This is a genomic window from Mesonia phycicola, from assembly GCF_900141885.1.
GTDB lineage: Bacteria > Bacteroidota > Bacteroidia > Flavobacteriales > Flavobacteriaceae > Mesonia > Mesonia phycicola.
In genome coordinates this window covers 187,876-199,964 of sequence record NZ_FQYY01000005.1, presented here as the reverse complement: position 1 = coordinate 199,964, position 12,089 = coordinate 187,876, and the positions used below count along the sequence as shown (strand labels likewise).

Sequence of the window (12,089 nt, the reverse complement as noted above, 5' to 3'; positions counted from 1 at the left end):
AATATAAAAACACTGTTAAAGAATCTTATTTATTTAACTTTTGTTTAACATACTTAAACTCAAACCCTAATCTTACCGTAATTGGACATATGACGGAAGAACACGAAGGGATGCATTTAATTACCAGAGCCAACCAAAAAATCCCTATCCAATCTCGCGGATGGAATTCTTTTACAGATGCTAAGGACTAAGAATAAAACTTCTTTGATATATTAAAAAATTAAAACAAGTGTCACTCTGAATTTATTTAACTCTGTTGAATCTTCAATATCAAAAATTTACTTAACTAAACACAAAAGCAGAATTAGAAACTGAATCAAGTTTAGGTTGACGGAGAAAATATTTTATTGCCTCGATAGTTACGTATTCTAAAAAATAGAAAAATGATAGAAAAACTCACAACAACAAAAACTATTCTCTAAATTTAACTTATTTTATTTATCTAATACATATACCATATTAACGTCTCGGTAGACTTTCTCCATAGAAACTCCTAATTCTTCTTCTAGAAAATTTAAAATCTCATTTAGGTTTTTACTAAATATCATTTCAAAACTATAATAATTACCAGCTCCTTCCTTTTCTTCAAATTCAAAGCGTTGTAAATAAAATTTTTGCAGTTATTTTGCAAACCCAGACAAAGTAAAATTCTCAAAAACTGCCTCATTTCCCGAAACCTTCAAACTTGTTCGTAACTGTTTTTGTCTATCTACTTTAGACAAAAAACTACCTAATTTGTCTTTATTAGTAATTTTCAATGAATTAATAGCAACTTTTTTCTGTACCGTATCAATTTTCAGATTGTAATGTTCTAAAAGTCGATTTACCACCATTGTTTTATGCTCATCATTCAATTCACCCTTATAATCTACATAGAAAAATTTTCCTTTAGTTTTATTAGAATTAACCTGAAAATTAATGAGGTTAATATTTAGCAATATCCCAACTACATCTTTTAACTGTCCTGCCTCTAACTTAAAACCATTTTCACTATCTTGGGTATAATTAAAATAATTAGCACACTGTTCGTTGTTATTTACATTTACCTTTAAGTTAGCCGCTTCTATTTTACACGTAAAAGAATTTTCTTTAATTTCTAAAATTTCCTCTTTTTGTATTGCCTTTTTACAGGAAGAATAAAATAGAGAGATTAAAGCTATAAAGACTAATTTTTTCATCTAAATTTTAATAGTTAAATCCTATATTTATTAATTTAAGCTAGTTAATTGAAATTTATAAAAATTAACGGTTTAGCTAATTAAAAAAATATAAAAACTCTATCAAGGTAATATTTATAAGGTTATAAGTAATTGGAATGGTTTATAAAATGAAAAACTTATCAAAAACATTGACCTATATATTTATCGCTAGCACAGTTATACTCTTAGTTTCTTGTGGAAGCATAATTAAGACTATAGCAGGCATACCCAAGTTAACTGTATATTCTCAAGAAGAAATAGATAGTAATATTAAAAAAGCCCCCATAGAAAACAATGTTATAGATGCTCAATTAAGTCAAGATTTAGATACAGAAACTATTAAAAGTTTCATCTACATGTCTATTCCTTACAGAACATACATCTATGATAAAAACAACTCCCTTATGTGTTATAACGGAGAAACACACTGCGGAATAACTCAACTAGACACACTTAGACAATCATCCATAAAAGATAATTACGCTCAATGCGACAGTATCACTTTAGACACAGATATAGATAGTTATTTAGGAAATTTTCATGAAATTACAAGTAAAATTATTTTACCTAAAGAAAGTAATTTTGATTCTTATCAATACAAAATATTAGTATTTATTAATACTGACATCTCTAAAGACGAACTTATTGAAGATTGGAATTATATATACAACTCATTAAACACCAACAACCCTGAAACCATTTTTATTAGAATATGGACAGACTTAAATGAAGATTGGGGATTAAAATACGGAGCCAAAGCAAAATTTAAAGTAAGAAAAGTAAAAGATTCAAAAGGAGAATATTATATGACTCTTCCTAAATTACCTTATAAAAAGTAAAAGAAATATTATTCTGAATTTATTTAACTCCGTTGAATATTCGATTTCAGCATCACACCGTATTACATAAAACGGAAAACTATAATGAGAAACTGAATCAAGTTCAGGTTGACGGAGAAAATATTTTATTTCCTCGATAATTTACGTATTCTATAGAATACAAAAACAGAAAATAGCAAGATGATGGAAAATCCTGCAATAGCAAAAACCATTCTCCACATTTCTACTTCTTTATAATTTTCTAAAATTCTAAATAACTGCACTCCCTGAAAAACGTTTAATGCTCCAAGAAGAATTACTGCAATCCTAAGTTATTTATTCTTCATTCTACCAATTTACAATAATTCATTAAACTTTTAAGTTCTTAATTGCTGCAAAAGCTTGCTCTACCAATTCTTCTTCGACTAAAACGGTAAACTCGTTAGTAGTAGAAACCACTTCATACAAAGCAATGTTTTGCCAAGCTAAATGTTTAAAAATCTGGTAATACAAACCAGCAACTTTAAAATTATCTTGCGGTAACTGCACGCTAATTGCTGCCAAGCCTTCTCGTTGTACAATGAGTGTTTCTTCTTTAAAAAATGTTTTCACTTTTGTAGCTTCAGACCCAGAAATCATAATATTACTTTCTAAAATACCACGGGTAAAGGCATAAAATAAATGAGTGTTTTCAGACACATAACTCAGTAACTCTCCGTGACAATTTACCAAGGTAGTTGTATTTTTAAATGTAAATGCAGATATATTAGAACGTACGGTAATATCTCCTAGATTTTTAAAAGCATTTTTAATTTTAAAATTATTACTCACTCCAACAGGGGATTGATATCTTCTAAGCGCCATCATAATTGCTCCGGTTTTTACAGGTTTTTTTAAAATGGAAGCAATTTCTGGTTGTAACTCTTCTGCTAATGCACTATAGTTTATAATACTTCTTTGCAACGCTTCTTCTAAAAAAGGTTGTGCTTTTAAAATTTGCTCTACACTTTGCGCTACTGTTTTCATTTTGTTAATTATTTAACTTGTTGTGTAAAATTAGTAAAATTATTGAATTTTCAAGGTAAACTCTCTTTACCACATTACATTTGCACAAAATTAATGAAAGATGAAGGTTTTAAAGTTTGGAGGTACTTCAGTAGGAAGCATTGCTAATATTCAAAAAGTAAAAGAAATAATTAATAATGGTGAACCTAAAATTGTAGTTCTATCTGCAATGAGCGGTAGTACCAATAAACTAGTAGAACTTTCTCAACTTATAAAATCTAACCAAACCAACGAAAGCAGAGCTATTATTAACCAACTAGAACAAAAATATTTAGCCGCGGTTTCAGAATTAATTAAGCAAGAAGAAAGAGCAGAAAATATTAAAACATATATTTCTCAACTTTCTGCACAATTACAATCTTTTGTAGACAACCAAACCAGTAACTACAATGAGATTGTGGCTCAAGGTGAACTTTTTTCTACCTTTTTAGTAAATCAATACCTACAAGAACAAGGTATTGCGTCTTCTTTAATACCTGCTTTAGACTTTATGCGTGTAGATAAAGAAGGAGAACCTGATTATTTTTACATTCAACAAGGTTTAAACAGAATTTTAAAAGACACACCAAACCAAGAAATTTACATTACCCAAGGTTTTATCTGTTTAGATAATGATGGAGAAATTAGCAATTTAAAACGTGGCGGAAGCGATTATACCGCAACTATTATTGGAGCTGCAATTAAAGCAGAAGAAGTACAAATTTGGACAGATATTGATGGTTTCCATAATAACGATCCAAGATTTGTAGACAACACCCAATCTATTGCACAACTATCTTTTGATGAAGCTGCGGAATTGGCTTATTTTGGAGCAAAAATTTTGCATCCGCAAACAGTAATTCCTGTGAGAGAACTAGAAATACCTGTTCGATTAAAAAACACTAATTTACCTGAAGCAGAGGGTACATTAATCTCTAATCACATTACTGGAGAAGGTATTAAAGCTATTGCCGCAAAAGATGACATTACTACTATTAAGATAAAATCTGAACGTATGTTATTAGCACACGGCTTTCTTAAAAAAGTATTTGAGATTTTTGAAAAGTATGAAACCTCTATAGATATGATTACTACTTCAGAAATTGCAGTTTCTCTAACTATAGACAACACTACTTATTTAGAAGAAATAACAGCAGAATTAGTAAAATTTTCTCACGTAGAAGTAGAAGAAAATAAAACTATTGTGTGTTTGGTAGGTAACAATATTATTCATCACGAAAATACCCCTAAATTGTTTCACATCTTACAAGATGTAAATGTAAGAATGATTGCTTACGGTGGTAGTAACAATAATATTTCATTACTAATTAATACTCCAGATAAAGAACAAACTTTACAGCTACTTAACCAGTATGTTTTTAATACAAAACCAATGTTTGCTTAAATCAATAAGTGTTTAACCGACAAAAGACTCCCACTTGGGAGCCTTTTTATTTTTTAGTAATTGTATAAACACCTACTTCTTGCTGAATAGGTTTTATTGCTAAGCCATATTTATCTAGTAGCTCTTTATTTTTAGATAAACTATCGTCTAAAAAATCTAAATTGAATTTAGGCTTATGATCACCTTTATAAATTAGTTTATCTCCATTACTTTTTAATTGTCCAGTAACAGCAAAAAGGTTCATACATTTAATTTTAATGTTTGCACCTGATTTATCTATAACACCTTCTCCATATTTAGACTCACACTTAAATTTCTTTACTTTATTTTCATCTTCAACATACAACTCCCAATAATCAACATATTTACTTTCAACAGACAAGAATAAATCATAATAATCCAATACACGATTTACAAGTTCTAATTCTCTATCTTCTTCTAGACTAATTTCATAAAAAATATCTAAAGAAACTGTATCTTCCACATCTTTAAAAACAAATTCTTTTTCCTCATAAGAATGTTCTAAAAACCTAATCATAGTTTCAAAACCTCCACCTTCTAATTTTTCTAAACCTGACTCTATAGTATAAATATATTTTTTTAAGGTATCTCGTTTCTTATTTTCGTAAACCTCATAACTAGAATAATAACTACCGTCTTTTACAATTAGTTTCCCATCTGATAGAGAACTGCAACTTATAATAGAAATTAAAACAATTAATAAAGTAAGGCTATAAAGTAGATTTTTTTTCATTTTAAAATATATTGTTTAAGGTATTTATTAACTCTTCTGTATTTTCTAAGTAGCTCATATGCCCGTTAGAAAAACTTACCAGCTCTGTATTGGTTTGCTCTGCTAACTTTTCTATCGCCATAAACGGAACCACTGGATCACTTTTTCCTGCTAATATCATTTTTTTACCTTTAAAATTCTGCAAAACTTCGGTTCTATCTTTTCTATTTTTTAAACCCTCTACAGTAGCAATGATGTTTTCTACAGGTATTTTTTTTGCTTCAATAAGCAACTGCTTTATCTCTTCTGGGAATTTTTCTTTTGTTTCTTCAGCAAATAAATTTTTAATCGCCATACTCACAAAAGCATCTTTATTTTGTTTAATTAAACGCTTAGCACGATCTCTGTTTTCTTTTCGCTCTACAGAATCTGCTTCAGAAGTAGAATTTAATAAAATTAATTTTTCTGTTTTCTTCGGAAATAATTCAGCAAAAGCCAACGCCACATAACCACCCATAGAGTGCCCTACAAAAGAAGCTTTATTTACCTTTAAATGAAGAAGAACTTGATGTACAGTTTGTGCCATTTCTTCCATTGTATGTATATAACCCAAACGCTGGCTGGCACCGTGACCCAATAAATCTATACTAATTACTTGGTGATTTTTAATTAGAATAGGCGTTATAGCCCTCCAAATAGCAGAGCTTTCTAAAAAACCGTGTAATAAAACGATACTTTCACCTTTACCTTCAGTAGTAAAAGCAATTTGTATATTTTTGTAAGTAATGTATTCTTGCATAGCGCAAAAATAGTGTCTTTTCGAGCATTTAAAAATTTTGAAATACAAAACTAAAAATTGAATAACTTAATGCGATGCTGAATCTAGTTCAGCAGGACGTAATCTTGTTAAAAAAACCATTTCATGAAAAAAACAAACCTCCTTTTACTTTTCACTCTTTTTGTTTCAATTAGTGTTTTAGCACAATTAAAAGAAAGAAAACTTGACAAAGTAATTCAGCATTCTTTAGAAACTTTTGATGTTCCTGGTATTTCTGTAGGGATAATTAAAGACGGGAAAATAGTTTACGCCAAAGGTCACGGCGTAAGATCTTTAACTAATAAAAAAGAAATGAATAAAAACACCTTAGTAGGTGTTGCTTCTAACAGTAAAGGTTTTACTTGCTTTGCCTTAGCTCTCTTGGCAGATGAAGGAAAATTAGATTGGGATGATAAAGTAAGAAAACACATACCAGAATTTAAAATGCCAGATGCCTGGGTAACCGAAGAGTTTACTATTAGAGATTTAGTTACTCACCGTAGCGGATTGGGTCTAGGAGCAGGAGATTTAATGTTTTTACCTGAAGGAGGTAATTTTACTATAGATGATGTGCTTGCTAATATGAGCAAACAAACTCCAGAAAGTTCTTTTAGGTCAGAATTTAAATACAACAACAACATGTTTATTATTGCTGGAGAAGTAATTCATCGAGTAAGCGGATTAACTTGGGAAGAGTTTATTGAACAACGAATTTTACAGCCGGTTGGAATGAAAAACAGTAAAGCTTCTTACAACCGTGTTACCGATAAAACCAATATTATTGATGCACATACCAGAACAGAGGGCAAAGTAATACAAATACCTCATGACTGGAGTGACTTAGCAAATCCCGCTGGTGGTATTATGAGTAACGTTACAGATATGCTTACTTGGGCAGACTTTTTAATGAATGATGCTGTTACTAAAAATGGAGAAAGGTTATTAAGCGAAAAACAAATGCATAATTTGTGGCAATTACAAACTCCTTTACCTGTAAGAAAAAATAACGATTACAATACTCACTTTTCTGGCTACTCTTTAGGTTGGTTTGTGAGCGATGTTAATGGTCATTTACAAGTAGCTCACACAGGTGGATTATTAGGTACAGTAACTCAGTTTACTATGATACCCGATTTAGATTTAGGTATTGTAGTACTTACCAACCAAATGGTAGGGAGTTCTTTTAGCTCTATCACTAATACTATTAAAGATAGCTACCTAGGTTATAAAGACAGAAATTGGGTAGAAAAGAAAGGAAAATCAAACGAAGGTTGGATTTCTTATAACGATAGCATTAAAAAAGCGGTGTATAAAAAAGTAGACCAAATGCTAAAAAAGAATACCGATGCCAGCCTTAAAATTAAAGGTTCTTATAAAGACGAATGGTTTGGAAATCTTGTAATTTCTAAGCAAAATAATCAGTTTTTTATCCACTCTGAAAGAAATACCGCTATTAAAGGAGAACTTTTACCTTATAATGCAACTACTTATGTAGCAAAATGGGATAATCGTAGTTTTGATGCAGATGTATTTGTTTTATTCACTTTTGATGAAAATGGAATAGCAAAAGAAGCTATCATGAAACCTATCGCTCCAATCACAGATTTTAGTTTCGATTTTGAAGACTTGCATTTTACAAAAATTGAAGGTAAGTAAGACTTCCGCAGAAGCGAAATTCAAATCTATTTAAAACAAAAAAGCTATCTAGAAAATTTTCAAAACCGTCATTCTGATGTTTTTCAGGTTGACGAAAATTAATTTTCTAGATAGCTTTTATACATACTATTGACTAATGATTACTTATTCATTAAATCTTCAATTTCATCTGCTTCAATTGGGATGTTTTTCATCAAGTTAATAGGCTCTCCCTTTTCTTGAACTACCACATCATCTTCTAATCTAATTCCAAATCCTTCTTCAGGAATATAAACTCCAGGTTCTACGGTAAACACTTGGTTAGCCACAATTGGTTGATGCAACAAGCCATAATCGTGCGTATCTAAACCAAGGTTATGAGAGGTACCGTGCATAAAATATTTTTTATAAGCTGGCCAGTCTGGGTTTTCATTTTGCACATCGGCTTTATCTAGTAAATTAAGATCTAAAAATGCTGAAGTTGCCATTTTACCAACCTCTTTATGGTATTCTGCCCAATCTGTACCAGGCACTAACATTTTTGTCGCGTCTTTTTTAATCTGATTAATTTTATTGTAAACTTCTTTTTGACGCTTACTAAATCTACCAGAAACAGGTATTGTTCTAGACATATCACTTGCGTAATTTGCATACTCTGCTCCAACATCTAACAAAATTAACTCTCCTTCTTTACATTGCATTTTGTTTTCAATGTAATGCAAAACGTTAGCATTTTTACCTGAAGCTACAATTGGCGTGTAAGCAAAACCTCTGGAGCGGTTACGCAAAAACTCATGCATAAACTCTGCTTCTATTTCATATTCCCACACACCTGGTTTCACAAAACCTAGCACTCTTCTAAATCCTTTTTCTGTAATATCACAAGCGCGCTGCATAGCTTCTAGCTCTAAAGGATGTTTTACGGCACGTAATTGTTGCAAAATAGGATTACTTTTAGCTACACTGTGTGCAGGGTAACTATCTTTTAGCCATTTATTAAAACGAGCTTCACGTGTTTCTGTCTCTACATTTGCGCGGTAATGTTCATTTGTATTAATATATACCGTTTCTGCTTGAGCCATTAACTCATAAAATATTTTCTGAAAATCTTTTAACCAGTAAACCGTTTTTACGCCAGAAATTTCTAAAGCTTTTTCTTCTGTTAGTTTTTCACCTTCCCATACAGCAATATGATCATTAGTTTCAGTTAAAAATAAAATTTCACGATGCTTTTCATGAGGTGCATCTGGAAATAACACCAAAATACTCTCTTCTTGATCTACTCCACTTAAATAATAAATATTTCTATCTTGTTGAAAAGGGATGGTACTATCGGCCCCAATTGGGTAAATATCATTAGAATTAAATACCGCTAAACTATTTGGCTTCATTTTAGCCATAAAGTTTTTACGATTATGTATAAACAAATCTGAATTTATAGGTTGATATCTCATAAATATTGAATTTTTTCAAATTTAAGAAAGCACACCGACAATCTTTCATCTAGCAACAAAAAATTAAGTTTTCATAATTAAAAAACACCTAATTATTTAACCACAAAAAGAGAAAACTCATATCTCTTAGCATCAAATATTTCATATTTACGAAAACGCAATAGCTTATACTAATTCTAAATAACAAATTACAATTGTGAAAGTTTGTGGATAAGTAATTTGAAGCGTATTTTTGTTAGAAATTTATACAAATACTCAAAACCAATGGGTGGATTAATAAAATCTTCTGTAGCAAAAAAGTTTGCTATGGCTTTATCGGGACTTTTTCTTGTTCTTTTTTTAGGTCAACATTTCGTTATCAATTTCACATCTGTAATTTCTCCAGATACCTTTAATGAGTTATCTCATTTTATGGGAACCAATTTCTTAGTACAAGCGCTCTTGCAGCCTATACTTATTTTCGGAGTTATTTTCCATTTTGTAATGGGATTTGTGTTAGAAATTCGTAATAGAAATGCTCGTGCCGTTAATTATGTAAGTTATAACGGCGCTGCCAATTCTAGCTGGATGTCTAGAAACATGATCTGGTCTGGCTTAGCTATTCTTGCATTTTTAGCATTACATTTTTACGATTTTTGGGTGCCAGAATTAGTACATAAATATGTACAATCTCATCCAGAAGATGCTACCAGATATTATGGTGAAACAATTGCTAAATTTGAAAGCCCTGTAAGAACCGGTCTTTATGTTGTTGCTTTTGTGTTTTTAATGTTGCATTTACTACACGGTTTTTCTTCGTCTTTCCAATCTATAGGTTGGAACAACAAATACTCTAAGGGTATTAGAAATTTCACTGTAGCTTATGCTATTATTATTCCACTTGGGTTCATTTTTATAGCTCTTTTTCACTATATCAATAACTTATAATACGCCAGAGAATATGTCAGTTTTAGATTCAAAAATACCACAAGGGCCACTAAAAGATAAGTGGACAAAGCATAAGAACGATATTAACTTGGTAAACCCTGCTAATAAACGTAACATAGATGTTATAATTATTGGTACAGGATTAGCTGGTGGTAGTGCAGCCGCTACTCTAGCTGAATTAGGTTATAATGTAAAAACATTTTGTTATCAAGATTCTCCTAGACGTGCACACTCTATTGCTGCACAAGGTGGTATAAATGCCGCTAAAAATTACCAAGGAGATGGTGACTCTAATTATAGATTATTTTACGACACCGTAAAAGGTGGAGATTACAGATCTCGTGAAGCAAACGTTTATCGTTTAGCCGAAGTATCTGGAAATATTATTGACCAATGTGTTGCGCAAGGGGTTCCTTTTGCTCGTGAATACGGTGGTCTTTTAGATAACAGATCTTTTGGTGGGGTACTAGTTTCTCGTACTTTCTACGCAAAAGGTCAAACAGGACAACAGCTTTTATTAGGGGCTTACTCTGCAATGAACCGTCAAATTAACCGAGGGAAGATTCAAGCTTTCAATCGTCATGAAATGATGGATTTAGTAATTGTAGATGGTAAAGCTCGTGGTATTATAGCACGTAATATGGTAACAGGAGAAATCGAGAGACACTCTGCTCACGCAGTTGTTTTAGGTTCTGGCGGTTACGGTAATGTTTTCTTCCTATCTACCAATGCTATGGGAAGTAATGTAACTGCTGCTTGGAGAGCGCACCGTAGAGGAGCTTACTTTGCAAACCCTTGTTACACACAAATTCACCCAACTTGTATTCCTGTTTCTGGAGAACATCAGTCTAAATTAACATTAATGTCTGAGTCTCTTCGTAATGACGGGCGTATTTGGGTACCTAAGAAAAAAGAAGACTCTATCGCTATTAGAGAAGGTAGAAAAAAACCTACCGATTTATCTGAAGACGAAAGAGATTACTACTTAGAAAGAAGATACCCTGCATTTGGTAATTTAGTACCTCGTGATGTTGCTTCTAGAGCAGCGAAAGAACGTTGTGATGCTGGTTTTGGTGTTAACAAAACAGGTGAAGCTGTTTTCTTAGATTTTGCTAGTGCAATTGAGCGTTATGGTAAAGAAAAAGCATTTACTTCTGGACATAAAAACCCAAGTAAAGCTGAAATCACAAAATTAGGTAAAGAGGTAGTAGAAGCCAAATATGGTAACCTTTTCCAAATGTATCAAAAAATTGTAGATCAAAACCCATACGAAACTCCAATGATGATTTACCCTGCGGTACATTATACAATGGGTGGTCTTTGGGTAGATTATAACTTACAAACAACTATCCCTGGTTGTTACGCTGCAGGAGAAGCAAACTTCTCTGATCACGGAGCTAACAGACTTGGAGCTTCTGCATTAATGCAAGGTTTAGCTGATGGTTATTTTGTACTTCCTTACACTATTGGAGATTACCTTTCTAAAGATATTAGAACAGGAGCTATCTCTACAGATAGCCCAGAGTTTGAAGCTGCTGAAAAAGAAGTAACAGAAAGAATTTCTCGTTTAATGAATGCCTCTGGCCAACATTCTGTAGATTATTACCACAAGAAACTTGGTAAAATTATGTGGAACAAGTGTGGTATGGCAAGAAACGCTAAAGGTTTACAAGAAGCTTTAGAAGAAATTAAAGAACTAAGAGAAGATTTTTGGGCAAACGTAAAAGTTACTGGAAAGACTGAAGGTAAAAATGCTGAATTAGAAAAAGCAGGACGTGTAGCAGATTTCTTAGAACTTGGAGAATTATTTGCTAAAGATGCTTTACATAGAAACGAATCTTGTGGAGGTCACTTTAGAGAAGAGTACCAAACAGAAGAAGGAGAAGCACTGAGAGATGATGAGAACTATAAGTATGTAGCAGCTTGGGAATACAAAGGTAACCCAAGAGATGCGCAACTGCATAAAGAAGAATTAGACTTCAAAAATATTGAATTAAAAACAAGAAGTTATAAATAGATGCGGTATTGAGCTATGAGATGTTACAAATTAGCGACTC

At 31.8% G+C, this 12,089-nt stretch carries 10 protein-coding genes and 1 pseudogene; 6 read left to right on the top strand and 5 right to left on the bottom strand.

Features of this window, described 5'->3' with window-relative positions:
* Positions 1–53: 53 nt before the first annotated feature.
* Positions 54–191, top strand: a pseudogene (locus BUC03_RS15115) (thiamine-phosphate kinase); the annotation flags it as partial.
* 429 nt (positions 192–620) lie between these two features.
* Here BUC03_RS15115 and BUC03_RS08870 read toward each other — a convergent pair.
* Positions 621–1,178, bottom strand: a complete 558-nt coding sequence (locus tag BUC03_RS08870; RefSeq protein ID WP_073150580.1) for a hypothetical protein — start codon at positions 1,176–1,178, stop codon at positions 621–623.
* A 149-nt stretch (positions 1,179–1,327) separates the two neighbouring features.
* Between BUC03_RS08870 and BUC03_RS08865 the strand changes: the two genes are divergently transcribed.
* Entirely contained in the window at positions 1,328–2,038 is a 711-nt protein-coding gene (locus BUC03_RS08865; protein ID WP_143159167.1) for a hypothetical protein, read from the top strand.
* A 348-nt stretch (positions 2,039–2,386) separates the two neighbouring features.
* Here BUC03_RS08865 and BUC03_RS08860 read toward each other — a convergent pair whose 3' ends face one another.
* The gene (locus BUC03_RS08860; protein ID WP_073150575.1) at positions 2,387–3,043 is read right to left on the bottom strand and encodes a hypothetical protein; all 657 of its coding nucleotides are present in this window, start codon (positions 3,041–3,043) and stop codon (positions 2,387–2,389) included.
* 100 nt (positions 3,044–3,143) lie between these two features.
* Between BUC03_RS08860 and BUC03_RS08855 the strand changes: the two genes are divergently transcribed.
* A complete protein-coding gene (locus BUC03_RS08855) occupies positions 3,144–4,466 on the top strand; it encodes an aspartate kinase (RefSeq protein WP_073150572.1) in 1,323 nt (440 codons plus the stop codon).
* A 46-nt stretch (positions 4,467–4,512) separates the two neighbouring features.
* Here the strand turns inward: BUC03_RS08855 and BUC03_RS08850 are convergent, their stop codons facing one another.
* The gene (locus tag BUC03_RS08850) at positions 4,513–5,220 is read right to left on the bottom strand and encodes a hypothetical protein (RefSeq protein WP_073150569.1); all 708 of its coding nucleotides are present in this window, start codon (positions 5,218–5,220) and stop codon (positions 4,513–4,515) included.
* Between the two features lies 1 nt (position 5,221).
* A complete protein-coding gene (locus BUC03_RS08845) occupies positions 5,222–5,998 on the bottom strand; it encodes an alpha/beta fold hydrolase (protein ID WP_073150566.1) in 777 nt (258 codons plus the stop codon).
* A gap of 123 nt (positions 5,999–6,121) precedes the next feature.
* On the opposite strand from BUC03_RS08845, the gene BUC03_RS08840 reads away from it, so the two are divergent.
* Entirely contained in the window at positions 6,122–7,672 is a 1,551-nt protein-coding gene (locus BUC03_RS08840; protein ID WP_073150563.1) for a serine hydrolase, read from the top strand.
* A 140-nt stretch (positions 7,673–7,812) separates the two neighbouring features.
* Here BUC03_RS08840 and BUC03_RS08835 read toward each other — a convergent pair whose 3' ends face one another.
* Positions 7,813–9,105, bottom strand: coding sequence for an aminopeptidase P family protein (locus BUC03_RS08835; protein WP_073150560.1), 1,293 nt, complete (start codon positions 9,103–9,105; stop codon positions 7,813–7,815).
* Positions 9,106–9,369: 264 nt separating this feature from the next.
* Here BUC03_RS08835 and BUC03_RS08830 point away from each other — a divergent pair, with 264 nt between their 5' ends.
* Together BUC03_RS08830 and BUC03_RS08825 are read left to right on the top strand one after the other, a co-directional pair.
* Entirely contained in the window at positions 9,370–10,032 is a 663-nt protein-coding gene (locus BUC03_RS08830) for a succinate dehydrogenase cytochrome b subunit (RefSeq protein WP_073150557.1), read from the top strand.
* Between the two features lie 13 nt (positions 10,033–10,045).
* Positions 10,046–12,049 (top strand): fumarate reductase/succinate dehydrogenase flavoprotein subunit, encoded by a 2,004-nt coding sequence (locus tag BUC03_RS08825; protein WP_073150554.1) that lies wholly within the window; start codon positions 10,046–10,048, stop codon positions 12,047–12,049.
* Positions 12,050–12,089 lie beyond the last annotated feature (40 nt).

Coding starts and splice junctions, on each gene's coding strand:
- BUC03_RS08870 (WP_073150580.1), bottom strand. CDS start 1,178: ATGAAAAAATTAGTCTTTATAGCTTTAATCTCTCTATTTTATTCTTCC.
- BUC03_RS08865 (WP_143159167.1), top strand. CDS start 1,328: ATGAAAAACTTATCAAAAACATTGACCTATATATTTATCGCTAGCACA.
- BUC03_RS08860 (WP_073150575.1), bottom strand. CDS start 3,043: ATGAAAACAGTAGCGCAAAGTGTAGAGCAAATTTTAAAAGCACAACCT.
- BUC03_RS08855 (WP_073150572.1), top strand. CDS start 3,144: ATGAAGGTTTTAAAGTTTGGAGGTACTTCAGTAGGAAGCATTGCTAAT.
- BUC03_RS08850 (WP_073150569.1), bottom strand. CDS start 5,220: ATGAAAAAAAATCTACTTTATAGCCTTACTTTATTAATTGTTTTAATT.
- BUC03_RS08845 (WP_073150566.1), bottom strand. CDS start 5,998: ATGCAAGAATACATTACTTACAAAAATATACAAATTGCTTTTACTACT.
- BUC03_RS08840 (WP_073150563.1), top strand. CDS start 6,122: ATGAAAAAAACAAACCTCCTTTTACTTTTCACTCTTTTTGTTTCAATT.
- BUC03_RS08835 (WP_073150560.1), bottom strand. CDS start 9,105: ATGAGATATCAACCTATAAATTCAGATTTGTTTATACATAATCGTAAA.
- BUC03_RS08830 (WP_073150557.1), top strand. CDS start 9,370: ATGGGTGGATTAATAAAATCTTCTGTAGCAAAAAAGTTTGCTATGGCT.
- BUC03_RS08825 (WP_073150554.1), top strand. CDS start 10,046: ATGTCAGTTTTAGATTCAAAAATACCACAAGGGCCACTAAAAGATAAG.